The organism is Veillonella denticariosi JCM 15641, from assembly GCF_002959855.1.
Taxonomy (GTDB): Bacteria; Bacillota; Negativicutes; order Veillonellales; family Veillonellaceae; genus Veillonella; species Veillonella denticariosi.
In genome coordinates, this window is the sequence record NZ_PPDB01000001.1 from 23,557 (window position 1) to 50,037 (window position 26,481).

General features: G+C 39.5%; 27 protein-coding genes. 25 read left to right on the top strand and 2 right to left on the bottom strand.

Annotated features, from left to right (window positions below):
• Positions 1-10: 10 nt before the first annotated feature.
• The 9 genes from VEHSUH05_RS00105 to VEHSUH05_RS00145 all read left to right on the top strand — a co-directional run bounded on the left by VEHSUH05_RS00105 (position 11) and on the right by VEHSUH05_RS00145 (position 9,737).
• Positions 11-805 (top strand): LicD family protein, encoded by a 795-nt coding sequence (locus VEHSUH05_RS00105; protein ID WP_105090355.1) that lies wholly within the window; start codon positions 11-13, stop codon positions 803-805.
• Between the two features lie 139 nt (positions 806-944).
• Positions 945-1,859, top strand: a complete 915-nt coding sequence (locus tag VEHSUH05_RS00110; RefSeq protein ID WP_105090356.1) for an NAD-dependent epimerase/dehydratase family protein — start codon at positions 945-947, stop codon at positions 1,857-1,859.
• A gap of 61 nt (positions 1,860-1,920) precedes the next feature.
• On the top strand, positions 1,921-2,916 hold the full coding sequence (locus tag VEHSUH05_RS00115) for a glycosyltransferase family 2 protein (protein WP_105090357.1): 996 nt from the start codon (positions 1,921-1,923) through the stop codon (positions 2,914-2,916).
• 27 nt (positions 2,917-2,943) lie between these two features.
• The gene (locus VEHSUH05_RS00120) at positions 2,944-4,296 is read left to right on the top strand and encodes a GumC family protein (protein ID WP_105090358.1); all 1,353 of its coding nucleotides are present in this window, start codon (positions 2,944-2,946) and stop codon (positions 4,294-4,296) included.
• A gap of 8 nt (positions 4,297-4,304) precedes the next feature.
• The gene (locus tag VEHSUH05_RS00125) at positions 4,305-5,420 is read left to right on the top strand and encodes an EpsG family protein (protein ID WP_105090359.1); all 1,116 of its coding nucleotides are present in this window, start codon (positions 4,305-4,307) and stop codon (positions 5,418-5,420) included.
• 22 nt (positions 5,421-5,442) lie between these two features.
• Positions 5,443-6,981 (top strand): lipopolysaccharide biosynthesis protein, encoded by a 1,539-nt coding sequence (locus VEHSUH05_RS00130; RefSeq protein WP_105090360.1) that lies wholly within the window; start codon positions 5,443-5,445, stop codon positions 6,979-6,981.
• A 10-nt stretch (positions 6,982-6,991) separates the two neighbouring features.
• Positions 6,992-7,918 (top strand): polysaccharide biosynthesis/export family protein, encoded by a 927-nt coding sequence (locus VEHSUH05_RS00135; RefSeq protein WP_054674807.1) that lies wholly within the window; start codon positions 6,992-6,994, stop codon positions 7,916-7,918.
• 32 nt (positions 7,919-7,950) lie between these two features.
• Positions 7,951-8,670: an IspD/TarI family cytidylyltransferase gene (locus VEHSUH05_RS00140; RefSeq protein WP_054674809.1), complete on the top strand. Its 720-nt coding sequence runs from the start codon at positions 7,951-7,953 to the stop codon at positions 8,668-8,670.
• A gap of 23 nt (positions 8,671-8,693) precedes the next feature.
• Positions 8,694-9,737, top strand: coding sequence for an NAD-dependent epimerase/dehydratase family protein (locus VEHSUH05_RS00145; protein WP_105090361.1), 1,044 nt, complete (start codon positions 8,694-8,696; stop codon positions 9,735-9,737).
• 96 nt (positions 9,738-9,833) lie between these two features.
• On the opposite strand, the gene VEHSUH05_RS00150 is transcribed toward VEHSUH05_RS00145, so the two are convergent.
• Complete coding sequence (locus VEHSUH05_RS00150) at positions 9,834-10,295, bottom strand: ArsR/SmtB family transcription factor (RefSeq protein WP_038116743.1); 462 nt, start codon at positions 10,293-10,295, stop codon at positions 9,834-9,836.
• Between the two features lie 386 nt (positions 10,296-10,681).
• Here VEHSUH05_RS00150 and VEHSUH05_RS00155 point away from each other — a divergent pair, with 386 nt between their 5' ends.
• The 15 genes from VEHSUH05_RS00155 to VEHSUH05_RS00225 all read left to right on the top strand — a co-directional run bounded on the left by VEHSUH05_RS00155 (position 10,682) and on the right by VEHSUH05_RS00225 (position 25,066).
• A complete protein-coding gene (locus VEHSUH05_RS00155; RefSeq protein WP_105090362.1) occupies positions 10,682-11,989 on the top strand; it encodes an FAD-dependent oxidoreductase in 1,308 nt (435 codons plus the stop codon).
• A complete protein-coding gene (locus tag VEHSUH05_RS00160; RefSeq protein ID WP_095064762.1) occupies positions 11,986-12,264 on the top strand; it encodes a ferredoxin family protein in 279 nt (92 codons plus the stop codon). Before VEHSUH05_RS00155 ends, VEHSUH05_RS00160 begins: the two co-directional genes overlap by 4 nt.
• 4 nt (positions 12,265-12,268) lie before the next feature.
• Positions 12,269-13,345: an electron transfer flavoprotein subunit beta/FixA family protein gene (locus VEHSUH05_RS00165; RefSeq protein WP_105090363.1), complete on the top strand. Its 1,077-nt coding sequence runs from the start codon at positions 12,269-12,271 to the stop codon at positions 13,343-13,345.
• Complete coding sequence (locus tag VEHSUH05_RS00170; RefSeq protein WP_105090364.1) at positions 13,345-14,346, top strand: electron transfer flavoprotein subunit alpha/FixB family protein; 1,002 nt, start codon at positions 13,345-13,347, stop codon at positions 14,344-14,346. Before VEHSUH05_RS00165 ends, VEHSUH05_RS00170 begins: the two co-directional genes overlap by 1 nt.
• A 336-nt stretch (positions 14,347-14,682) precedes the next feature.
• Positions 14,683-15,441, top strand: a complete 759-nt coding sequence (locus VEHSUH05_RS00175; protein WP_105090365.1) for an SDR family NAD(P)-dependent oxidoreductase — start codon at positions 14,683-14,685, stop codon at positions 15,439-15,441.
• Between the two features lie 111 nt (positions 15,442-15,552).
• On the top strand, positions 15,553-16,188 hold the full coding sequence (locus tag VEHSUH05_RS00180; RefSeq protein ID WP_054674815.1) for a hypothetical protein: 636 nt from the start codon (positions 15,553-15,555) through the stop codon (positions 16,186-16,188).
• A gap of 219 nt (positions 16,189-16,407) precedes the next feature.
• Positions 16,408-17,358 carry an ABC transporter permease gene (locus VEHSUH05_RS00185; protein WP_105090601.1) on the top strand — a complete coding sequence of 317 codons (951 nt, stop codon included), beginning with the start codon at positions 16,408-16,410 and terminating at the stop codon, positions 17,356-17,358.
• Positions 17,351-18,160, top strand: a complete 810-nt coding sequence (locus tag VEHSUH05_RS00190) for an ABC transporter permease (RefSeq protein WP_105090366.1) — start codon at positions 17,351-17,353, stop codon at positions 18,158-18,160. The genes VEHSUH05_RS00185 and VEHSUH05_RS00190 overlap by 8 nt, the downstream gene beginning before the upstream one ends.
• 66 nt (positions 18,161-18,226) lie before the next feature.
• The gene (locus tag VEHSUH05_RS00195; protein WP_105090367.1) at positions 18,227-19,741 is read left to right on the top strand and encodes an ABC transporter substrate-binding protein; all 1,515 of its coding nucleotides are present in this window, start codon (positions 18,227-18,229) and stop codon (positions 19,739-19,741) included.
• Positions 19,734-20,501, top strand: coding sequence for an ABC transporter ATP-binding protein (locus VEHSUH05_RS00200; RefSeq protein ID WP_054674174.1), 768 nt, complete (start codon positions 19,734-19,736; stop codon positions 20,499-20,501). Before VEHSUH05_RS00195 ends, VEHSUH05_RS00200 begins: the two co-directional genes overlap by 8 nt.
• Before the next feature lies 1 nt (position 20,502).
• Positions 20,503-21,243, top strand: coding sequence for an ABC transporter ATP-binding protein (locus VEHSUH05_RS00205; protein WP_054674172.1), 741 nt, complete (start codon positions 20,503-20,505; stop codon positions 21,241-21,243).
• 445 nt (positions 21,244-21,688) lie between these two features.
• On the top strand, positions 21,689-22,618 hold the full coding sequence (locus VEHSUH05_RS00210) for a hypothetical protein (RefSeq protein WP_105090368.1): 930 nt from the start codon (positions 21,689-21,691) through the stop codon (positions 22,616-22,618).
• A 91-nt stretch (positions 22,619-22,709) separates the two neighbouring features.
• Positions 22,710-23,702: a DUF3644 domain-containing protein gene (locus tag VEHSUH05_RS00215; RefSeq protein WP_105090369.1), complete on the top strand. Its 993-nt coding sequence runs from the start codon at positions 22,710-22,712 to the stop codon at positions 23,700-23,702.
• A gap of 211 nt (positions 23,703-23,913) precedes the next feature.
• Positions 23,914-24,540, top strand: coding sequence for a GyrI-like domain-containing protein (locus VEHSUH05_RS00220; RefSeq protein ID WP_105090370.1), 627 nt, complete (start codon positions 23,914-23,916; stop codon positions 24,538-24,540).
• 49 nt (positions 24,541-24,589) lie between these two features.
• Positions 24,590-25,066, top strand: a complete 477-nt coding sequence (locus VEHSUH05_RS00225; protein WP_105090371.1) for an HXXEE domain-containing protein — start codon at positions 24,590-24,592, stop codon at positions 25,064-25,066.
• A 133-nt stretch (positions 25,067-25,199) separates the two neighbouring features.
• Here the strand turns inward: VEHSUH05_RS00225 and VEHSUH05_RS00230 are convergent, their stop codons facing one another.
• Positions 25,200-25,547: a hypothetical protein gene (locus VEHSUH05_RS00230; RefSeq protein ID WP_054674164.1), complete on the bottom strand. Its 348-nt coding sequence runs from the start codon at positions 25,545-25,547 to the stop codon at positions 25,200-25,202.
• 427 nt (positions 25,548-25,974) lie between these two features.
• Between VEHSUH05_RS00230 and VEHSUH05_RS00235 the strand changes: the two genes are divergently transcribed.
• The gene (locus VEHSUH05_RS00235; protein WP_054674162.1) at positions 25,975-26,403 is read left to right on the top strand and encodes a VOC family protein; all 429 of its coding nucleotides are present in this window, start codon (positions 25,975-25,977) and stop codon (positions 26,401-26,403) included.
• Positions 26,404-26,481: the final 78 nt, after the last annotated feature.

Consider the following 26,481-nt stretch of genomic DNA (forward strand, 5'->3'; position numbering starts at 1 on the left):
AGATACTGAGATGCTAACTATAGAAGAAATTCAGAGCCATCTATATATTATGCTCAAAGAGTTTGATTCATTCTGTAAGGAGAATGATATTAAGTATTCTCTTTCAGGCGGATCATTATTGGGGGCTATAAGACATCATGATTTTATTCCTTGGGATGATGATATAGATGTGTGTATGAGTAGAAATGATTATGATAGATTAGTTTCCATATTCCCGACAGTGCTAAATGAGTTGTATGTTCTTAAATCTGTTGAGCGTAAAAATTCTATTTACCCTTTTGCTAGACTCGAAAAGCTAGATATTAATATAGAAGATGCATATAGTAATTCAAATAAATATTTATTTATGGATATAATGCCGGTTGATGGTTTGCCGGATGATTTAAATCAGGTTTCAAGTATTTATAAAAAGAGAAAAGTTTATAGTAAAATGCTTGAATTGTGTGATGCGAAATTAGGAAAAGGTAAGACCTTATGGCGAGCAGTTGTTAAGTCTTGTTTAATATTTATCGCTAAGTTGTTTGGACCTAGTTATTGGTCTCGTAATTTAGATGTTTTAGCTAAGAAATATGATTATAAAAAATCAAAGTATGTTGGGGCCATTACAGGTGGCGTGTATGGAGCTAAGGAACGGATGCTTAAATCTGATTTTGAAAAACGTGTATTAGTTTCCTTTAAAGATTTGAAACTGGAAGTTTTTTCTTGTTATGATTCATATTTGTCTAATTTATATGGTGCTGATTATATGCAGATTCCTCCTGTTGAGAAACGAAAAATATCTACTATAAAAGCTTTTAAGAGTTAGAGCATTGGCTGTATAAATAATGAAAGTTATAAATGTATTTTTGTAGTATCGGAAAATATATAAGTTTTGATGTGTAGATTACTATATTAATTCGCGTTAATAATAGATTGTAGAGTCGGTTTAAAAGAAAGGAATTTTAATGAGAATTTGCGTTACTGGTGGTGCAGGATTTATCGGATCACATTTAGTAGATAGATTAATTAAAGATGGACATATTGTGCAAGTTATAGATAATTTACAAAGTGGTAATAAGGACTTTGTTCATCCAAAAGCGGAATTCATAGAAATGGATATACGAGACTCTGAATTGAATTCGGTTATAGGGGTGTTTAAACCGGATTATATTTTTCATGAGGCGGCTCAAACTGAAGTATCTGTTTCTATGAATAATCCTAGTTTAGATTGTGATATAAATTTGATGGGGCTGATTAATGTACTAAATGCAGCAGTTGCTTGTGGAGTAAAAAAATTTTTGATGCCTTCATCAGCTGCCATTTATGGTAATCTTGACATTTTGCCTTTAAATGAATCTATGGTAGGTGTGCCATCATCATTTTATGGATTAACAAAGTTAACTTCAGAACATTATCTTCGTATTTATAATGAGTCCTTTGGTTTAAATTATATATGTTATCGCTATTCTAATGTATATGGACCAAGGCAAGGCAATGGTGGAGAAGGTGGTGTAATTAGCATATTTGCTAAGGCTATAACACAGAATTTACCGATTACTATTTATGGTGATGGTAAGCAAACTAGAGATTTTATATATGTAGAGGATGTAGTTGATGCTAACATTCTTGGCATGAATAGTAGTTTTGTTGGGACATATAATATAAGTACTAATATAGAGAGTTCGATAAATATGTTAGTAGAAGAATTTAAAAATATTAGTGGTAAACATATTGAGATATTATATGAAAAACCAAAATTAGGCGATATTAAGCATTCTAGACTTAATGCAGAGAAAGCAGAAAAAGAATTATTATTTAAAGCGAACTATAGTTTACATAGTGGATTATGTAAAACATATGAGTATTTTAGTAAAATATGAGTATGTTTTATGAAAAGAGTATGGGTTGTTATAATTTTAATATTTATTGGAGTAATAAATAATGGAAATAGTTAAAAATCCACTTGTTAGTATTATTATTCCAGTTTATAATACTAAACCTTATTTAGAACGCTGTATTCAATCTATAGTGCATCAAACTTATAAGAATCTTGAAATACTTTTAATTGACGATGGCAGCACTGACGGCTCATCCGGACTGTGTGATCGTTTTGAAGAACAGTATGCTAATATTCATGTAGTGCATTTGGAAAATAGCGGTGTCAGTGCTGCTCGCAATAGAGGCTTGGACATTGCGCAAGGGGCGTTTATATTATTTATAGATAGTGATGATTCTGTATCTTTGAATTATGTTGAATCGTTTGTAAGATTGATTTATGATGCAGATCTTATAATTGGAGTTATAGAAGATATATATATCGATGAAAATAGTTTTGTATATAAACAAAAAATACGAAACTATTTTTCAAAACAATCTGGGTTTTTACAGCAAGAATATTATAATCTTTTAGAATTATTACGTGGTCCAGTTATTAAATTGTATAAGAAGAAGATTATAGATAAATATCATTTACGATTTGATGAAAATCTATCTGTTGCGGAAGATCAAGTTTTTAATTTTTCTTATTATTGTCGTATTAAATCATATGTAATTGAGCCTAAATGTATATATAGATATTATCATCGTAAGAATAGTAATTCATTGACTTTATCTGTGAATAAAAAAACGTTAGAAGATGAAATTTTTAAATTAAATATGGAGTATAAATTTCTTAAAACATATAATATTAATAATTATAATGCTATATATATATATCAGTTAATAGGCATATTAAATAAATATATAAAGCTTCAAGATGCGAGTACTATAAAGTCAAGTTATGAATTAGTAAAAAAATTAGCGAATTTAAATCCTTTAGTAGTCGATAAGAGATTGAGTTTTAAGAGAAAAATAATATTATATTTATTACAATATAAAATGTATTGGCTCATAATGATATACTATCGATTTAAAAGTATATGTGAAGATATATGGTAATTAAATTAATTATTAGAAAGGATTAGTATGGAACCACAAGTTATCTCATATCAACTTATAAAAGCAATTATTCAAGAGTACAAAAAACTTTTATTATGCTTAATGGGGGGGATATTAATTATATTTCTTTTGCTAGCACTTCTACTTCCAAAAAAATATACCTCTAGTGTAATGATTCAAGTTAAGCCACAAAATGGTTCATTAAGTACATTGGCTAATAACTCCGCACTATTATCTTTGGCAGGTATTTCTGCGGGGGATTCTGTATTAGATTATATGTCCTTATTAAAGAGTAGTAGAGTTATTGATCCTGTTATAAAAAAGTTGGATAATGCAGATGCAGAGGATGAAAAATTTGATGCAGATGATTTTGTAAAGAAATATATGCAAATAGATAATCCGAGAGGAACTTCTATTTTATCTTTTACAATTACAGCCGATTCACCGGAAAATGCACAACGAATAGCACAAGATGTAGTGGATTCATTACAAGATACTATAGCTGGAGTCGGCTCTACTCAAGATTCTACGTTGATTAAAATTTTGGGAAAAAAGAATGAAGATGCTAAGCATAAAATGGATGCAGATGTAGCTGCACTTGAAAAATATAAACAAGAAAATGGCGTATTCATACCTAATGAACAAGAAAAAATGCTATTGGAACAAGCTGCTGGTTATGAAAAAGCGAAATCTGATGAGACTGTTAAATTAAATACTAATACAGCTATTTTAAGTTCTATTGAAGCTCAGATTGATACACAAAATAAAAATCTTATTGATTCCCAGATGGCGGATAATCCTGAGATTCAATCTATACGTAAAGAATTATTTAATGCTAATGAACAATTGGCTAAATTACAATTCAAGTTTACCGATGATTATCCAGAAGTTGTTAAGGTAAAAGAAAATATCAGTTATTTAGAAAAACAATTGGCTAAAACGGTAGCGCAGTCTATTTCTTCTGAAAATGTTACACTTAGTCCTGTACAAATGGATTTGTTACAAAAAAGAGTTGTTGCTAAAAATAATGTTGAATCAGCTAATGCAGCGCTTACAAAGCTTGAGGAGTTAAGTAAACAAAACCTTGAAAAATCGAATCAGTTTTCACAAAAATCCGTTAAATTTTTAGAGTTACAACGTAATGCAAAGGTATCTACCGATACATATAATCTTTTAACTAAAAGTCTTGAAGAATTAAAGATTAAAGAAAATCTTGATGCTATGGATATTCGTGTTCTTAATAGTCCAACTTATCCTGTTAAACATTCTTGGCCGCGTAAACTATATGTTATGATTGTAGGCGGATTATTATATTTAATAATTGCAGGTGGATTTATTTACTTCCAATATACTAGACGTATGAGTGTAATGAAAGAATAGGTGATCCTATGGTATTTTGGATTGGCCTTGCAATTTTTATGTTTTCATCTGTCATTGCGGAACGCCTGGTACCGATTCAATATAAGAAATTTATTCCTATAATTGTTATTGGGGTACTTACATTTTTAGGGATGTTCAGATATGAAATCGGTACAGATTATGACTGGTATGTTGTATTGTTTAATCAAGTAACACTTAATGATGCATATCCTGAGCCGTCATTTTTAATTATTGTTGAAGTCCTTCGTTATTTTCATATGTCTTATCAAGCAATGTTTATTGTTTATGAATTATTGATTATGATATTTTTATGGAAAGGAATTCAACGATATACTAAAGATAGCGAAATTCAAATATTAATTTTGACTTTGTTTTTATGTGCAGAATATTTTTTCTCTCTTAATGGTATACGACAAGCGTTAAGTTTAGTTTTAATATTTTGGGGATATCAATACTGTTTACAACGAAAGTTTTGGAGATATTTATTAGTTGTTGCCGCTGCCGTTGTATTTCATTATAGTGCTATAGTGGCAATTGTATTGTATTGGGTTCCTAGAAAAGTATATTCTTGGTACATTTATGCTATTGTATTTGTACTTGCATTTTGTATATTTAAGTTGAATATAGTATTATCTTTGTTGTCTGTTATATTAGGTATGCTGCATATAGACGGGCGATATCTGGGGTATGTTTCGGATATAGATTCTGTTAATATGACTGGGTTATATATGGTATATCAATTTATATTATTTTCTGTATCTCGGTTGGCTATTTTGAAATTAAAACCGGAATATAAAGGTTTGATTAATATATGGTTTATCAGTATATTAGGACATTTTTTATTTTCATTTTCCTTACCTATTACAAGATTGACTAAATATTTTGAGTATTTCATTATTTTGATAATGTCATATACAATACAATATTTAAATACTGTCTTTCAGCTTCAAATTAAGAATAGAATATATAATTTTAAATGGGGTTATATAGTATTAGTATTTTTCTTTTTTGTATTTTTACGTGGCATTGAAGGGATTCCACATGATTACTTTACTAGTTGGCGGAACCCGTATCCATCCAGTATGAATATAGAGTATGATTTTAATTTTAAAATTTTCGAATAGTTGTAAATAGGGGATCGGTTACATGTCTCAGAATTCTTCCACACAACGAAAAGTAGGTACTTTACTATCTTACGCATTACTATTGGGGAATACAGTTATTAATTTAGCCTATGTACCTATTCTTTTATCCTTTATCGGTGTGGCTGAATTTGGCCTTTATAGGCTATTGGGTTCTATTATCGCCTACTTTAACGTGTTGGACTTTGGTCTGTCTGCGACGATTACCCGTTTTTTAGTGAAATATAAAACGCTGAAAGATCAGGTTAGAATTGATAAGTTGTTAACCATGTCATTGCTGCTGTATGTAGGAATAGGCGTCATATTGAGCCTTTGCGGACTCGTTGTGTATTACTGTATTCCTTACATATTTAAGGACAGCTTAGCTCCTGATATGATTGATAGTGCAAACAAAATATTTCTGTTGTTACTGTTGAATCTGTTGATGTTATTTGCATCTAAAGTCTTCGATGCAGTTATCATATCTGAAGAACGGTTTATCTTTCATCGGTCAATCAGTTTGATACAGATTTTATTACAGCCCTTTGCTATTGTGGGTGTGCTGATCTTTTATCCCACCGCGTTAAGTGTAGTACTGGTACAAACGGTATTTAATTTGCTGCTGGTTCTCGTAAAGGTTATATATTGCAGGCGTGTATTGCAGGTTCGCTTTGTCTATCATGGCTGGGATTCAGAGATTCTCCTGGCTATGCGAAACCTTTCACTCAGTTTATTTGTAGTATCTGTAGTCGACCAAGTGTTCTGGCAAAGTAATCAGTTACTGATCGGTATAAAAATCGGGGCGGAATCCGTTGCCATGTATGCTATTGCAAGTCAGATTTATATTAACTATATGAATATTTCGCTAGCCGTATCCAGTACATTGTTGCCGAAGATTACGGCTATGGTGACGAATCGATGTAGTGATGAAGAATTTCAGCATTTATTTTTGAAAGTCGGTAGATTACAATTTTATTTATTGTCGCTGATTTTGAGCGGATTTATATTGTTCGGACATAGCTTTCTTCATTACTGGGTCGGTGATGGATTTGATTTAGTATATTGGATTACGCTGATTATTATCGTTCCTTTCACGATTGATCTCATTCAGAATGTGGGCCTTGCGATTATGCAGGCTCGTAATGTGTATCATGTGAGGGCCGCTGTATACGTATTTGTCGGGATTCTTAATGTCGTATTGGCGTATTATTGGATTGATATGTATGGAATAGCCGGGGGTGCTGTTGCCACAGGTCTTTCCATGCTTTTAGGCAATGGTATTATCATGAACGTGTATTATCATCGGTATATGAACTTAAACATTGTTCATTTTTGGAAGCAAATTGCGCGCCTATCCGTAGTTATGATACTGTTAACGGTTCTAGGCCTGTATGTGATTCCTCATATCGATTTAAACAGTTCTATTTACATTCTTGTAATTAGCATGCTGTTATATTCTTTCATTTATTTTGGTGTTCAATGGATTAGTAATTTTAATTCTTATGAGAAAAATCTTTTTTATTCATTCTTGTTGAAAGTAGGATTAATAAAGAAGAGTTGCTAAGGAGATAAGCATGAGAAAACGTAAGTTGTTGATGGCTCTTGTAGGCGCGTGTTTAGCATGTAATGTGGCTATGGCGGCTACTAATACAGATATGAATAACGGCAGTGGTAGCGGCGCCGGAGAATATATGGGACAGGTTTCTGTTCCGTATATGCCGAACGTACAGGATGTTTCTGTTGTCGATAGTGGTGTAAAGGGTAGAGAAGTTGTTACTTTCAAAACAAATGCCGTTAAACATCCGAATAAAGAGCAGAAATTGAAGATGGTCTTGGAAAACGGTGAGTATATCGATCCGAAAGATAGCGTCTTCTCCATAGCACGTCCTGATATCGGAGAATATCGTTTGTCGAAGTATGACAAGATTAATTTACATGTTCTAGGTTACACTAGCAGTGAATTAGGGTTTACTGACTCGACTAGTGACAATACTAGTAATTCCGGTGTTACCTTAATGATCGGTCCGGATGGACGTATTAATACACCGTATACGGGGGTTGTAAAGCTTTCAGGATTAACATTGCAAGAAGCATCGGCGTTATTAAGCGAAAAATTCTCGCATTATATTCATAAACCGGATGTGACTGTCAATGTATCGGAATACGGTGGCCGACAGGTTTATGTAATGGGTGAAGTGCCAAAACCTGGTATTTACAAATTAGGAGCCGATTACATGAATGTATTCGCGGCGATTTCAAGCGCACAAGGGACGGCGAGAAAGGCTAGACCTCGCCATATTCAGGTCGTTCGTGTCATTGATGATACTGTATATGTACGTGAAGTTGATTTGGAAAGCTTCATAAAGAAACAGGATATTAAACAAAATATCGCATTGCAGGATGGAGATATGATTTATGTTCCTAAATCGCATCGTCTCATTCCGAGCGATATTGCTCCGTTTGCATCCTTTGCATATATGATTCATAGTGCAACTGATTGATGGATTCGTATAATTGTAAGGGGGACAGGTGTATGAATATAGCGGTTATTTTTGCCGGCGGTACGGGACAGCGTATGAGTTCTTCGGGAACACCAAAACAATTTTTAGAAGTGCATCAAAAACCCATAATAGTACATACATTGGAGCATTTTCAAAAGAGTGCAAGTATTGATCATATTATTATTGTGTCGTTAGAACGGGCTATTCAGCAAGTAAATTCCTTAGTCAAAGAGTTTTCTTTGACTAAGGTAGCTTCTGTGGTGCCGGGAGGGCATACAGGTCAAGAATCTATCTTTTTAGGCTTGACCGAGTGTCGACGCTTATTCTCGGAAACCGATATAGTATTGCTTCATGATGGAGTACGACCTATTATCGATGATACATTAATTAAAAATTGTATCACTTCTGTTGAAGATCATGGGAATGCTATAACAGTAGCACCTGCAACAGAGACAACTTTCATAAGAAAAGAGGATACGAATCAAATCGGTAGAATTTTAGAACGTTCACAATGCGTTATAGCTAAGGCTCCGCAATGCTTTTTCCTTCGCGATATTTATAACGCTCATATAAATGCTAATAAAGAATCTTTGGAATTTATAGATTCTGCCTCTATGATGCAATATTATAATAACGATTTATTTTTGGTTGAAGGACCGGCTGAAAATATTAAAATTACAACTCCTATAGATTTCTATACATTTAAAGCCTATCTGGATGTAAAAGATAGTCTGAATGTTATCGGTTTATAGTTGGTATGGCTAGAGGCTTAGGTATGGATACTGTTTTGATACATGAATTGGAACGTGTCGTTTGTAAAAATGTAGATTTATATAGATATTTTAGTGATAAGACGATATTGGTAACCGGAGCGACCGGATTAATAGGTTCGATGCTGATCAAATCGATGCTTATGGCTAATAGGTTGCTGTCTACTGATATAAAAATTATTGGGCATGTAAGGAATATTAATAAGGCTCGACAACTATACTGGGATATGCATGATAATGATCAATTTATATATACTTCGGAAGCGTTATCATGTATAAACGAATCTATTGATTATATTGTGCATACGGCTTCACCGACACAGTCCAAATATTTTGTTGAAAATCCGGTTGAGACATTGCATGCTTCTATTGGTAATACTGTTGATTGTCTTGAATTAGGTAGACGAAAAAACATTATAAAAATGCTTTATTTATCATCCATGGAGCAGTATGGTGTTCAACTAGTCGATAAGCAACAAATGACAGAAGCGGATTTAGGATATATTAACCATTTAGATGTCCGCAGTTCTTACTCTGAGGGAAAGCGTATTTGTGAATGCTATTGTAATGCTTATGCTGAAGAATATGGTGTGTCTGTAACGATTGCACGACTGGCTCAAACATTTGGGCCGGGAATCCCGGTTGAAGATAATCGAGTTTCTATGCAGTTTGCTAAGAGTGTTTTGAATTGTTCAGACATTGTATTACACACAAAAGGTGAATCTTTATCAAATTTTTGTTATATTATGGATGCGTTAACGGCTCTTTTGGTATTGCTGAAGTCCGGTGAATCTTGTGAGGCTTATAATATTTGTAATGCTAAGGAGACAAGAAGTATATATGAAATTGCCTGTTTAGTTGCTGATGAAGTGGCAAACGGGGAGATTTCGGTTAAATTTGATATTCCAACGGTAAATAATTATGGATATGCACCGACTGTAAAGTATTTTTTGAATACGGATAAATTAGAAAACCTTGGGTGGAAGGCAGAAGTCGGTATGAAAGATGCATATCGATTGCTAGTTGAGTATTTGAAAGAATTTCATTAAATAAATTATTTTGATGCTTGTGAATATGAAAAGAGCAGTAACATATGAGAAATTCCTCATTGCTACTGCTCTTTTGTTTGTATCATTCGTATGGATTTATCTATTCTCATCTTCATCGCGACTCCCCTTAGTACGCAGTTCCATAGCCGGACGTTCGCTAGAGAGGGCCGACTCCTCTGCGATGGGGTACGATGTGTCTTCCAGGTTCACGGTTTGCAGCAATTTTTCGACGTCGTCGTTCTGGATGGATACTTCCTTGTTGTACCAGCTGCCGAATTCGCGGATAACCGGTTCGTTGCGACGGAAATACGTGTATTGATCAATTTTTCGGGATTCTACAAGTTCCGCACTTTCCAGGATGCTCATGAATGTAGAAATAGATGATTGCGATACGCCGCAGCGCTTCTGGATGCTTTTAACACTGACGCTGTGCGGGAAATCGATGAGGGTGTTAGCGTGTACCTGTACACCAAATTCTTGCTCCGGGTGCTTCAGCCACAATATAATGTCTAACCGATGTGGATTTGATAATGCTTTCAAGATTCTTAACGGGTCCATATGGCCTCCTCTGGTAATTCCAAAATAATGAGTGCCTAACCTTGACCGTGGTCTTGCATTATGCGGTCGAATTATACGCGTGTTGCTCCGTATACGGTTTTTGCTACTTTTATCATACGCCTTTTTATTTGTGAAAGCTAGAAAAATTTATAAATTTCACGAATTGATGAATTTTATTGCACACTTTAAAAACATATCGCATGAATAAGTATGTGAAAGTATATTCCGGTTATACAATTTTAACGGAATCTTACATTTTATATTCATGAATACAGATTACTTTCATACTTTTGTGGTATGTTGGGCAGGTATTTTAGGTCTTTATCGTGAATATATATTATATAGACTTATGTAAGTTCAAGCTTTCATCAAAAGGAGCTGAGTATATGGCAATTGATCGAAATGAAACATTTGATGTGATCGTCGTCGGTGCAGGGCCTGCAGGGGCTGCCGCGGCGTTGCGTCTGGCGGAGAAACGGGTGAAAGTGTTGCTCATCGAACGAGGTACCGCACCGGGTGCTAAAAATATGATGGGAGGACGTATTTATACCCATTCCTTGGAACGCATCGTATCGGATTTCAGAGACCGTGCACCTCTTGAGAGAAAGGTGACGAAAGAACGCATTTCCATCGGTGCAGGCGATGAAATGACGACTGTTGAATATAGTTATCAGGATGTGAAGCCGAACGAAGAGTCGTATGTCGTATTGCGTGCGAAATTCGATAAATGGCTTGCGGAAGAGGCGGAGAAAAAGGGTGCCCTTCTCGTAACGAACGTACAGGTGACGGAACTCATCACCGAAGGGGAAGGCAAAAAGCGCCGCGTTGTGGGCGTGCGCTGTCACGATGACGAAGTCTATGCAAAGCTCGTCATCATCGCTGAAGGTGCCAATACGGTTCTGTTGGAAGAAGCGGGGCTCACGGGACCTACGGATCCGAAGACGATGGCCGTAGGTGTTAAAGAGGTGTATAAGCTCAAGAAAGAGGACCTTGAAAATCGGCTCATGCTGACCGGTGATGACGGTATGGCATGGCTTACCTTGGGCGACATGACGGACGGGCTGCTGGGCGGCGGCTTTATTTACACCAATAAAGACAGCATGTCTGTAGGCATGGTTGTGGGCATTGATGACATCGGGTCCGTTAGTCGTTCCGTGGACGATATGCTCACTGCTTTCACAAGCCATCCTCGTATTGCGCCGTTATTGAAGAACGGACAGTTGAAGGAACACAGCGCTCATCTCGTGCCGGAGGGCGGTTATCGCTCGATGCCGAAGCTGGGCGGTCCGGGATATATCATCATCGGTGATGCGGCTAGGATGTGCATGAATCTGGGCTATACGATTCGCGGCATGGACCTCGCTATCGAGTCCGGTATCTGTGCGGCGGAGGCCGTCAATGTGGGACTGCGCGACGAAAATATGGACCGCGTTCCGAAACTATACGAAAAGAATATCAAGAATTCGTGGCTTCATAAGGATTTGAAGCTCTATAAGGATATGCCGAAATTCCTCGCTACTCATCCGCGTATTTTCAATGAATATCCGAAGTTTGTGAATCATCTGATGCGCGATGTATTCACCGTCAATGGCGACGGTGCGGTGCCGATGATGAAAAAATTAATGCACCGCGTGGGCGACGTAGGTTTAATCAACTTGATTCGTGATGCATGGAAAGGGGTGCGTTCCCTATGAGATTGGAAGAACGGCTGGGTGCCAATAAATATTATGTAGATGAAACGTGTCCTCACATTCAGGTGGATGGCTCGGGGTTCAGCAAGGAAGAGAAAATGAAGCTCGTCAACGGTTGTCCGGCGGGGCTGTATACCTTGCAGGAAAATGGCGACTTGGTCTTTGATTTTGCGGGTTGTCTCGAGTGCGGCACATGCCGCGTTCTGTGCGGTGATACGATTGTGAAAGCCTGGAAGTATCCGCGCAACAGCAAGGGCATTGAGTTTAGACAGGGGTGAGTGCATGGAATTACTAGTATGTATAAAACAGGTGCCGGATACATCTGAAATCAGGCTGGATCCGGAGACGAACAATCTGATCCGTACCGGCCTTCCGAGCATCGTCAATCCGTACGATATGCATGCCCTTGAGGCGGCGCTATCCGTGAAGGATCAGTACGAAGGCAGCCGTGTAACGGTTATTACCATGGGTCCGCCGCAGGCGGAGGCTGCGCTTCGTGAGTGTCTGGCCCTCGGTGCGGATGATGCGGTGCTGGTTACGGACCGTGCGTTCGGCGGTGCCGATACATTGGCGACGAGCTATACCGTTGCGATGGCTATCCGTCACGTTGAAAGAAATATGAATCGCCGGTTCCAAATGATTTTCTGTGGAAAGCAGGCGATTGACGGTGATACGGCACAGGTAGGCCCTCAGATTGCGGAGGAACTCGGCATCGCGCAGGCCACCTATGCGTGTGAATTGTCCGTTGATGAAGGCGCGCAAAAGGCCATTGTTAAACGGGAGCACGAAAACGGTTATGAAGTAATCGAAGCGCCGTTACCGTTATTGGTGACGGCTACGGCGGAGCTTAACGAGCCGCGTCAACCGGGGCTTTGGAGTTCTATTTACGCAAAACGCTATGAGATTTCAAACCTTACGTTGCGGGATATGCCGAGCATCGATGAAAGCAGAATCGGGCTCACCGGTTCGCCTACCCGGGTGCGCAAGGTGTATCAGCCGCCGATTCGTGGCAGGGTGGAAATGATCAATTCCGTTGAAGACGGTGCTAAAAAGGTTCTTGAACTGGCGTACCTTATTAAGCCTGAGAAGTTCGCTCATCTACTTGTTTCCGTAGATGTTCCGGAGGAACCAGAGACACCGGATGACGTTGATGACGGTGTAGATGTAAAGGATCCCGTACAGCGTGCGGCATCCGTAGAGAGTGTATCGCCTAGTGACTTCAAGGTCGTGGCGGCGCTTCATCAGAACAGGGAGGCGGCTCGGGCCGCCGGTGCGAAGAGTAATGGGGCCGTTTCTGACCCCGATAATAGCGAAGCAAGTACTGATGATTCAACAGATGTGCAGGGAGGTGACCGGTAATGGCTGTAACAAATTTTGATGAATATAGAGATGTCTTTGTCGTGGCCGATACCATCGATGACGTGGTGCATCCGGTCACATTCGAGCTTGTCGGACAAGGCCGCCGCATCGCAAAGGAAATGGGGCAGCTGGTGCAGGTTATGCTGCTCGGCGAAAATGTTCAGTCCCAGGCGGAGGAACTCGTCGCGTATGGGGCGGATATTGTCCACGTTTTTGAAAGTCCTCTTTTGAAATACTACACAACTGACGGCTATACGAAGGTATTGACGGATTTCTTTGAAGATCATAAGCCGAATATTCTCTTAATCGGCGCAACGAATAACGGCCGTGATCTGGCGCCTCGCATGTCGGGACGCATGAAGAACGGCGTTGTTGCGGACTGTACAATTTTGACGGTCGATACGGAGGAGGGCCTCGTTGAGTGGACTCGTCCGGCACTGGGCGGTAATATATTGGCGGAGATTATTTCCCCGAACCATCGCCCGCAAATGGGCTCCGTTCGCCCTAACGTATTTAAGAAACCGGAACGCAATGATGCGAGCTGGGGGCGCATTCAGTATGAAGCGTTTGAACTTTCACCTGAAGACATTCGGACGAAACGTCTTGAATTCATTCCGTTCAGCAAGTCCGGCTATAACATTCAGGAGGCGGATATCATCGTTGCCGGCGGCCGAGGTATGGGCTCGAAGGAAAACTTTGATAAACTCTATGAATTGGCGGATGCCATCGGAGGCGTCGTAGGCGCAACTCGGCCTCTCGTTGAAAAAGGCTGGATTGGGCTGCCGTATCAGGTGGGACAGACCGGTAAGACCGTAAGTCCTAAGTTGTATTTGGCATTCGGTATCTCTGGAGCCATTCAACATGTGAGCGGCATCTCCGGTGCAGATACCATCGTGGCCATCAATAACGATCCTGATGCGGAAATCTTTCAACACGCGAACTATGGGATTGTGGGGGATTGCATGGAAGTCTTACATGATATGTTGGCGCATCTGAAGTAAGCCATATAGATTCGTTGTAAAGGATTACCGTCCCAGATAGACAATTTAATACATGAGAAATACCTTGTGGGTATCCTTTGTAAGTTTTTGTATGAGGTCCCCTTCCCGAAAGCCTCCAAGGCCACCCACTTCGTGCGCCAAGTCGTTTTCGGAAAGGGGACCTCAATTTCATTACTAAAGTAAATTGACATTAGCAAGGTATTTCTTATAAAAAATATCATACTTATGTTAGGACGGTAATCCTTTTGAATGTATTATTAGCTGTATATGATGCGCCTACATATCATTTAATGTGGATAGGGTGTATATGAATTGTGAGAATGTGAGGTGTTTATTATGTCTCGTAATGTATTTATTACCGGCTCTACGTCCGGTATCGGTCTTGCGATTGCAGAGGCGTATGCCAAGAATGGCGATAATGTATTGATTTCGGGGCGTCGTACCGAGTTGCTCGATACGGTGCAGTCTCAGTTGATGGAACAGTATGGCGTGCGCGTGGAGACGTTGGTGCTTGATGTACAGAATCGTGATGATGTCATGTCCAAGGTGCCCGCTGCCATTGAATCGTTCGGCGGTATTGACATTCTTGTGAACAATGCAGGTCTTGCGCAGGGGCTGGATCCGTTTCAGGACAGTGATATCGATGATGCGGTAACGATGATTGATACGAATGTGAAAGGTCTCCTGTATGTGACAAAGGCGGTATTGCCGTTCTTTATCGCCAAAAATGAGGGGTATATCGTGAATATGGGTTCAACAGCCGGTATTTATGCGTATCCGGGCGGAGCCGTTTACTGCGCCACGAAGGCGGCGGTTAAGACCCTCAGTGACGGTATTCGCATGGATACGATCGCCACGGATATCAAGGTGACCACCATTCAGCCGGGCATTGTGGAAACGCCGTTCAGCGAAGTGCGCTTTCACGGGGATAAGAAAAAAGCGGCAGCCGTTTATGCCGGCATTGATGCGGTGCAGCCGCAGGATGTGGCCGACGTCGTCGTGTATGTGACGAACCAGCCGAAACGGATGCAGATTTCGGACGTAACCATCATGGCGAACCAGCAGGCAGCGGGATTTATGGTACATAAGAAATAAAGAACCGGATTGAATTCCTTTACATTTTAAGTTATACTGATATTGTTAAAGAAAATTTAATAAAATTTTAATAATGTAAAGTTATGCAATTTGCTGTGTGAGGGAGTAATAATGAAATCTACGATGAAAAAATTTTTGTTAACAGCTGTGGCTTGTGCCTGTGTGGGTACGGCTTCGTATTGTACGGCCGGTGCGGCGGGCGTCGGTTTCCATATGTCAAAAGCTGATGCGGTAAAGGCTGACATATCTCAATCTATAGAGGTGGCTAATGAAGCTGCGGCACCTAAGACAGGCATGCCGAATCCGATGCATGAATTTAAAACCGTTGATGAAGCGGCTCAGTACATGAATATAGTTCCGCAGATGCCGAAGGTATTGCCGGTGGGCTATAATATTGAATCTGTGAGCACCATTAATAAGGATATCCTTCAAGTGATTTATACATATCAGGACGGTGAAGATGAAACACGTAATCAGGCGAACGGTAAACGCATTACCTATCGTGTTTCCACGTTGAAAGAGGACATCAGCGGTGAGTACACACAGCACAAAGTGACTGCGACTGAAAAGGTTGACGGCGTGAAAGTGACTTTCAGAGGCGGCGAGAAAATGGTGTATCTCGTAAATTGGGCTAAGGACGGACAAAACCATTCGATGTCATTTGAACGCCCTGTGACACGCGATATGGCAAAAGCGATCATTGCTAACACGGTGGCGCAAAAACAACATACAAAATATACAAAATAATTCATAATGAAACAGCTCCTTTAATGGGGGCTGTTTTTTTGTCATCATAATAGCATAAGTATTTAGTTTTATTACGATTTGTATGAAACGTCGTTTCTGTATTATGCCAAACTTTCATAATGAGAATAATTCCAATATACCGCCACGGGTATACATATGTCCACGCCGTTTTTGCTAAAATATTATTATGGGTATTCATAAATGAAAGAAGGTGATGGATTGTATCGATTGGTACTGCAGCGGCTGGTCAGTATTGCAGGTGTTTTATTGGTCGTCACCTTGGGAACGTTTTTACTGATGAAGGTGTCCCCCATCGACCCCGTGGCGATGAAGTTTAATCTGGTAGGGGCTACACCTGATCCTGTATTAGTGGAACAGATGCGGGAGCAGCTCGGCCTCAACGACCCGTGGTGGCAGCAATATGTACGCTGGTTGGGACAACTCGTGAGAGGAGACTTCGGTGAATCTATATTGTATTCTTTGCCTGTTGCTACGCTTCTTGGTGGAGCGCTGCCAAATACATTGGGACTCGTATCCCTCGCGCTTTTGATGGGCATAGTCGTAACGATACCGCTTGGCATGTTGTCGGCACGGTATCAGGACTCCTGGGCCGATCATGTGATTCGGCTATTTACGTTCTTCGCCTTGGCGATTCCGGGGTTCTGGGTGGGGCTCTTGCTATTGTATTTATTCGGCGTGAAGCTGCAGCTTGTATCGGTGACGAATACAAAGGGCTTTACCGTGTATATACTGCCGGCTTTGACGATTGCTCTGTGGATTTGCGGCTTATATATTCGCCGTTTGCGTAATGCTATTCTGGAGGTTGAGAAACGGCCTTTTGTACAGGGGGCCAGAGCTCTCGGTTTACCGGAATGGATGGTATATTGTCGCTATATCTTCCCTCATGTAGGACTTATGTTATTACCTATGATGGGGGTTACGATGGGGGCCATGTTAGGCGGCTCCGCGGTTATTGAAACGGTGTTCTCCATCAAAGGCATCGGCTATATGATGGTACAGGGCATAACCGCCCGCGATTATGTATTGATGCAAGGGTATATCATCTGGATTACTATGGTGTTCATCGTAATTAACATCATCATCGATGTATTGAGTATCTGGCTTAATCCGAAGCGAAGGGCCGCTATAAAAGGAGGCTCTTATGAATAGACGAAAGCCTTACGGCCTATATATCATGCTTGTACTGGCGGCGTTGTGGATCGTATTTTTCCTCTGCGCCCCGTACATTGCGCCTTATAATCCGGAGGTGACGAATGTAGCCGATAGGTTGCAGGATATCAGCAGTACTCATTGGCTCGGAACCGATCAGCTGGGCCGCGACGTGTGGTCCCGTATCCTTTATGGAGGGAAGGCGTCGCTGTGGATTGCTTTCACCATTATCGGCATCAGCGGAGCGATAGGCATCGTTATCGGCGGGCTGGCGGGATTCTCCACGCCGCGCGTTGACCGTTGGCTGTCGCGATTGATCGATTTGGTGCTGGGATTCCCGAATATGGTTATCGCCATTGCTTTCATCGGCATCATGGGGCCAAGCATAACGAATGTGATCATCTCGCTGTGCATTACTAAATGGGCGGAATATGCGCGCATCACGAGGGGCCTCGTCCATATCGAACGCCATGCCGAGTATATTACCTTTGCTCGCATGTCCGGCGCTTCGAGGATTCGGATCCTATGGCGCTATATTCTGCCGAATGTACTGCCGCCGTTATTAATTGTCATTATTCAACATTTAGGGGACGCCATCATTATGGTGGCCAGTTTCTCGCTCATCGGCATCGGTGTGCAACCGCCTGATCCTGAGTGGGGGGCGATCCTGTTGAGCTCCCGCGATTTTCTGCAAACCGCGCCTTGGCTGTTGATCTATCCGGGGCTGGCGATTTTTATTACTGTTGTTCTGTTTAACTATATTGGCGATGCGTTGCGTGATGCCCTCGATGTATCACGATGACCGCGTGCAATATGAATGTTTTTAGTGAAAGCCTCATTACGATGGGGTGTATGAAAAGGAGTATTTATGAAACGTTGGTTATTGGCATGTGTGTCCATGCTGTGTATGGTAGTTCTTTTGGTGGGCTGCGGCAATGATACGGCTAAACAAGGCAAGCATTTGAATGTCGGTCTATACTGGTTCGGTGAAACATTGAATCCGACGCATGAATGGGATGCGTGGACCTTGACACGTATCGGTGCAGGTGAAACCTTGGCTACAGTGACACCGGATATGAAATTTACCGGACAATTAGCTGATTCCTGGGAAAATATTGACCCCACCACATGGAAATTCCATATCAGAGAAAATGTAAAATTCCATAACGGTACTGCGATGACACCTCAAAAGGTAAAAGAGTCCATCGAGTATACGATGAAACAAAGCCCTCGCTCTGCGAAGGCCGTTAAAATCGAATCCATTACCGTCGATGGTCAAAACTTGATTATTAAAACTACGGAACCTAACGGCTCCTTATTGTCCAGCTTGACTGAACCGGCATTCGTTATCATGGATACGGCAGATCTTAAGGATGTGGCGGCTAAACCGGTTCTTACAGGTCCGTACAAGATCACCTCTTTCACAAAGGGTGAAAGCATCGAGTTAACGGCGTTCGCCGACTATTGGGGCGGCAAACCGGGCCTTGATTCTGTAACTGTAAAAGATATTGAAGACAATAATAAGCGCGCCATGGCGTTGCAATCTAAAGACGTGGATGTCATTCAAAAGGTCGATTCCGCTAATCGCAGCCTGTTTAAAGACGGATTCAGCATTCAAGATGTGGCCGGTGTCCGCATAATGATGCTAAAAATTAATCATACGGAAGCCTCTCCGCTACATGATAAAAATGTACGTTCCGCGGTGGCTCATATCATCAACTACGATACGATGGCGAAAGTTATCGGCGGCGGTGCATTGGCGGGTGGTGCTCCGTTCCCTCCTTCCGCAAACTTGGGCTATGATGGGCTTTTAAATAAGGCAGTCACTGACCTTGCAAAAGCAAATGAATTGTTGACGCAAGCGGGCTATGCGAAGAACGGCAACGGTATCTATGCAAAAGACGGCAAGGAATTGAAGTTGACCCTTGCTATTTGGGGCAAAGATACCAGCATGTATGAAGAAATTCAACAGGAATTGAAACAGGCGGGCATCGCGGTAGAACTCAGAAAATTGCAAAGTCCTAATGAAGTGGATACCCTCGGCGCAGACGCATTTGATTTGGTGGAACGTAATGTGGTGACCATGTCCACAAACGATCCTTACTGGTTCCTCAGCTTGTTCTATAAATCCGGTTCTAAAGCTAATGTAGGCGGTTATAGCAATCCTCAAGTGGATGCACTAATTGACAAACTAGCGGTTACATTCGATCAAAATGAACGTACCAATGTGGCTAAACAAGTACAGTCCATTTTGCTTGATGACGTGGCTGACATCTATTTGTTGTATCCTGCTGCCAATGTGGTCTCCATATCCAAGGTTAAAAATGTACCGGTACATCCGATCGATTACTACTTATTAACAAAGGATTCTACTATTGAATAAATCTGATTGCATAGTATTTGACAATGTATCAATTTCATATGGTGCGGAACAGGCCGTACGCGATGTATCCTTTTCCGTGCGCACCGGTGAGGTGTTTGCCATCGTCGGTGAAAGCGGCTCCGGGAAATCGACCTTGATTCGCGCCGCCTTCGGTATGCTGAAGAAGGCTACCATAAGTGGTCAAATTTTGCTGAACGGTACGGATATTTCGACATTGAGCGATAAGGATTGGCGACAAATGCGCGGCATGAGTACGTCGATGATTTTTCAGAACCCCGGTGCCTATTTGAATCCGGCTCGTACCGTGGAAAACCATTTCAAAGACTTACTGCGTGCCCATGATGAACCGTATGATGTAAATTGCGTGCTGCATATGCTGCAGCTCGTTCACTTGACGGAAGAGAAACGTATTTTACAATCCTATCCATTTCAATTGAGCGGCGGCATGCAGCAACGCCTGGCGATTGCGTTGAGCCTGCTTCTGAAACCGGACATCGTATTTGCTGATGAGCCGACCAGTGCTTTGGATATGCTAGTGCAATCGTCGGTGCTGGATTTACTGAAAGAGGTAACAAAGGCCCTCGGGGCAACTGTGATTCTGGTAACCCATAACATCAAGGCGGCTGCGCGCATTGCCGACCGTATCGGCGTGATGAATAAGGGCCGCCTCGTTGAAATGGGCGCTGCCGAAGAGGTAATGGCGCATCCTAAAGATGACTATACGCGTATATTGTTGGATTCCGTGATGAAAGTGGTGTAATATGATACAAGCTGAGCATATATGTAAATATTATACGAACCATAATCACACGGTGCGTGCCGTTGATGATGTGTCCTTTACAATTGCTGATCATGAGCGGGTAGGCATCGCCGGCGGTAGCGGTTCCGGTAAAAGTACGCTACTTAGACTCATTGCAATGTTGGAAAAACCTACATCGGGTACATTGCGACTCTTCGGCGAAGATATATGGCAGATTCAAAACCATACGGAAGTGTACCGCTCGATGCAGATGATGTTTCAAAATCCGTTGGCGGTCATTCCGCCGAGGATGAAATTGGAAGCCTTTCTGCTTGAGCCGTACATTAACTATGGTCTTATGGACATGGCCGAAGCGAAGGAAGATATCCGCAAATGGATTCAACATGTGGACTTACCGGAAACGATTATCCGGAAATACCCTCACGAAGTCAGCGGAGGCCAGCTGCAACGTGTCGTACTGGCGCGAATTATGCTGATGAAGCCGAAACTGGTACTCTTCGATGAACCTACATCGGCCCTTGATGCGGTGAATCAGAAACTCGTACTCGACCTATTGCAAAAAATACATACAGAACAACCCTTCGGCTATGTGTTTGTGAGCCATGACATCGGATTGCTACAAGCCGTAACAAATCGAATCCTGGTGATGAAAGACGGACAAATCGTGGAAAACATCGAATCAACCCGACTGAAAGAAGCGGTACATCCGTATACACAAGCACTAGTGGAAGCGAGTGTGTAGAAAGAGCCCCTGTTTGGAACAGGGGCTCTCTTTTTGAGTATTTATTAAATCATAAGTTTAACTATTAAGGATACCTTTAATATTTATTCAGTTCTGTGACATTGATAAAATAGCTTTTTTAGAATTAAATAACTGTAATCTAGGGCATGTAATGTAATAAGAATTATAACCTTGAAAATTATCAAAAGTATAAAAATTATAAAAATAAATTAACTATACTTATATATGCAGGAGTTTCTAATAATATGTAGAAATATAATAATATGAGATAAAAAAGTTTGTTTTTGTGTAGGAGGTATTGTATGGAATTCGAAAGTATTATTAAATCACATGTATAGCGAATTAAAATATTGAAAAATGATATTCTGATGGAAGAAGCAACACAATTATAGGGATTTGAAAGTTTTGTGGTTGGAATGTATTTTTATGGGAGAAGGGGATATATATGACAAGAGAACATGTATCAGATATTTGGAACGAACGGGTAAAGGGGCATTCACATTATGATTTTGTTGATGTGAATATTAATAGTGATAATTTATTATTTATTGATCCGGTATTGATTGAAATGAATCAGGGAAAATGGTATAAAGATGCGAACCTAATAGTTCAATCTTTTTTTGATGAATTTTATAAGGCCTATAGAGATAATAATATATCAAGGAAACGGGAGTTATTATCTCATGCTGGAGAACAAAATGCAACTCGTTTCGGTTATGGACGAGGTGATAATGGGAGAGGCAATACTGTAAATGGATTACTAGCTATATTTAGTCCCCTAGAGGATTATATTGAGAGGATTTCTACTATAGAGAAAGCGGTAGACTTACCATTATTGCTTACTCGCTTTTCACAGGATGGTTTGTCAGATTTATTAACTAATATTTTACATAATCACTTAAATGAATATATGTTAAAGCAAATGGAAAAGTTTAAGGTGAAGAGTAATGGCAGAACAAAATATTGGACTTGGGATTTAGCTAGTTTGAGTTGGAAAGAAGTTCCTGCTCCATCATATAAAGTTAACAATCAAGAGTTGCTTATTGTACCTAAGTCTATTGTTAGGAAAAATTATTTATTTAGCATTGAACAGTTTTTTTCTAGAGTTCTAATTGAAAGAGAGCGAAGTGCAGGAGAATATTATGATAATGATAAAGATAGATTTATTCCCAAAAAAGAGGTAGAGAATATCATAAAAAATAAAAGTGATTTTGGAATACATTGGAAGTATGAAGAGAGTCTTATTTATATCAAAGATAATAATGATGCTTTGGATGAATATCACAGACGATTACATTCATTTTATAGTAAAAGAAAAGGGATGAAAGATAAAGCGTTAGATGACCTGATTTATAAAGAGAGTATAATATGTTAAAGAAAGAATTATGGATTAGAAAAAATATGTGTGGATATTAAGTTAAATTGATGGTCGTATAACAAATTTATATCTATTAGAGGAGATTATTTTGCCAAGAGGGAAGTCAGTAACTAAATTATTGCTTAATTCTTCTATCGCTGCATTATTTGCAGGGATAGAAATTCATAATAAACCTAATATACCATATAGATATCCTACAACTATTATCCTTATAATAAATGCATGGGAGTTAGTTTTAAAAGCTTATGTATATAAATATATTAGTAAAAAGAATATATATGAAAATAAAAAAGATGGACATACCATTTCTTTTACTAAAGCATTAGCCTTGACAAGAAATCACATTAATGCAAAAAATGATTATTTGCCTTTTAAATCAAGTGCTGAAAATTTATTTTTATTAAATGAATATAGATGTTTAAATGTTCATTTTTATGAACCCGAATTAGATCCAGTAATATTTATGCTATTAAGTAAAGCAATTATGAATTATGATGAATTTGTAAAACGATATTTTAACAAAGATATTACTCGGGATGATAACTTGGTTATTTTACCGGTAGGATTTAAATTGCCATTTGATCCAATAGAGTATTTGAAACAAAATTATAAGAGATGTCATAATGAATTCGTTAATTCTGTTTTGAATAGTACTCGAAAGCTTTTGGCTGAAGGAATTGGTGAAAGTATTGTTATAGGCTTTGATGTTTATACTGCTAGTTATAAGAATATACAAAATGCGGATATAATTGCATCTATAGACCAGCGTAATGGATCGGTTCGCATAACAAAAGGGGTTAGATTAACGAATAATCCTAATGCCCCAGCTTATCATGGTTTTGAATTTGATGTATTGCCTTTAACATACGGTGAGTTAATACAAAGGATTAGGGAAAAGAGGAGTGATATAAAAATAGGTAAAGCATTTCATAATATAATGAGTAATATAAAAAATAATGTTGAATTATGCCAGATTATTTATTTAAATCCTAAAACAAAGTCTGGAGCTAAAAAATGTTTTTATTCAGAAAATGCCATTGATGAAATTATTCATTTATATGACGAGTTGCAAGAAGGGTGAAAAGTAGCGGTAAAAAATATAAGAGGCTTAATCGTTTTTTAAATCAGGATGGCTATAGAAAAGTATAATTATATTAACAATACAAACATATTATGAATATAAGATTATTGCTGAAAGCTTGATGATAAACGTTTATTTTTAATCCTTCATAATTTTCCGTTATTATTAATAGTATATAGTATTTATACTTTCTGAAAGCGAGTCCCTAATTATGACTACAGTAAAACACGAATGGCGTAAACATGAGAAAGACCTGTATTGTCCGAAGCAGCAGGCGGTGCAGGTTACGGTGCCGAGCATGAAGTTCCTCGTGCTGGATGGCGTGGGAAATCCTAATCATGCGGCTTTTGCCGATGATATTGAGACGTTATATTCGTTGTCCTACGGGATAAAGATGCTGCCGAAAAAGGGCGTGACGCCGGATGGGTACTTTGATTACACCGTGTATCCGTTGGAGGCACTCTGGAAGCAGATCGAGCATACGGAGCAGTTTGATAAGAATAATCTACAATATCGGCTGATGATCAGACAACCTGATTTTGTGACCCCTGACGTGTTGGAGGCGGCTATTATTAATGTGTCCAAGAAAAAATCGTTGCCTCGATTTAAGGACGTGCGACTCGAATCGATAGAGGATGGCGATTGCGTGCAGATATTGCATGTCGGGCCTTATGATAATGAACCGGAATCGTTTGTGAAAGTAGATGAATTCTGCGCTGCTCATAATTTGCAACGTGTTAACGACGAGTGGCATCGGGAAATTTATCTGTCCGATGCACGAAAGGTGGAGCCCGCAAAATTGAAGACTGTATTGCGCGTGCAGGTGAAAAAAGGGTAGTATAAAGCTGTCATATTAAACTTAATCGGATTTATGAAGGAGGCGCCTTATGGATCTGAATAGTTTTTTCTTATTGTTTCCCAGTATTTTTATGCTGCACGAATTTGAGGAGATGCTCTTGTTTCCTTATTTTATGGGGCGAAATCAGCAGTTGCAACGTCGATTTTTAGCGGGGGCGTTTACACCGTCCAGATTCAACGCCGTCGTCTGTCAGGAATTCATACTCCTGTTGATTGTGCTGGGCTTGAGTATGTATTTTGAAAGCTTCGACATTTACATTACTGTCATCATAGCGTATATATACCATGTGATCGGGCATATATTCCAAAGTATTTTTCTGAGACAGTATATACCGGGTGTTCTTAGCGGCGTCATCACGGCCGGTTATTGTGCCTGCCGGATCTATGATGTGGTATCTATGAACTATTGGCTCCTGGCGTATTCGTTCATAACATTGCTACTTATCCTTGTAAACATTGCGGTGAGTTTTAAAATATTACAGGTGTTACAAAAACCATCTAATTAGACTATGAACGGAAAGCTTTCACATATATTAGACATATTGTTAAACAAAGCGACCCTTCTATGAGGGGCCGTTTTGTGTATTAAAAAGGTCATCAACAACGTGTGTTGATGACCTCTTAATAAGTAATATATTACTATTCAATTTCCGCTTTCAAATCAATAATATGTTTAGCCGCCGTGCATCCCGGACAGTCGCAGAATTCAGCGCCTTTTGCCTTAATGTCTTTTGCGTGTTGCAATAACTGTGCGGCTGCTTCGGCACCGAGCATTTGTTTTGCCAGATCGGAGCCGGCAAAGCCGATTGTTTCATCGATGAAGGCGATATTCTGTTCCGCCACGGATACGAGTTGTTTTGTGAGCTCCGCTTGTTTAGGCGTGCCTTCCGCATTGAGCCAGGATTGAGCGAATTCTTTTACCGTCTCGTTGCTGGTCGGTGCATCTAATAAAGCTTGTACGAGTTGTGTTAATTGTGCGTGTGTCATGATAGTCTCCTTTATATAATTACTAACATCTGTTCATGATAGTGCGGTAACTAGCATTATATGAGCATATATTCCTTTTGTTGAATTTATTATAGCACCTACAATTATTTTGAATAGTAGAATGATTTGAGATAGATACTATCAAATGTGATAGATTTGTGATGATTACTGAGGAACTTTTTGATATAATTTTATAATAAAAGCGGATTATCAGCGATTGGCGCAACGTAGTTTTATTGAATTTGTAAAAGATAGGATTAGGATAATATAAACAAACTAAAATTGAGGAGGAGATAAGAGGGATAATAAGGAGATTGTTAAATACTTCTACGAGGTAATTGAAATTCTAAACCGAAATATATTATAAGGAAATACAAATAAACTCCGGCTTATTAGATTAAAGTAATTTGAACTTATGGAGGTAGTAATGAATAAGATCACTTGCATTTGTTTAGGTGTTAGAGACATGGAAAAATCAATAAAGTTTTATAGAGATGGTTTAGGATATAAGACTGACTGTAAAGAAAATAATCCTCCGGTAATATTTTTTGATACGGCAGGGACAAAATTTGAACTATTTCCTTTGGAACAATTAGCAAAAGATATTGATGAAAGTAATCCACCAGCGGAAAATGGATTTGCGGGAATTACATTAGCTTATAATGTTGAACATAAAGAAGATGTTGATAGGGTTATTGAATTAGTACGAAATGCTGGTGGGAGAATTATAAAAGAACCACAAGATGTTTTTTGGGGTGGATACCATGCATATTTTTCTGATCCGGATGGATATTACTGGGAAGTTGCATGGGGGCCAAAATTTGAGTTTGATGAAAATGGACTACTGAAATTTTAGTAGTTGGTCTTGCTCAGGCTTGTCTTCGGCATCAGCTTATGATTGAGCAATTTTTTACTGCTGGATTACTTGTGTGTG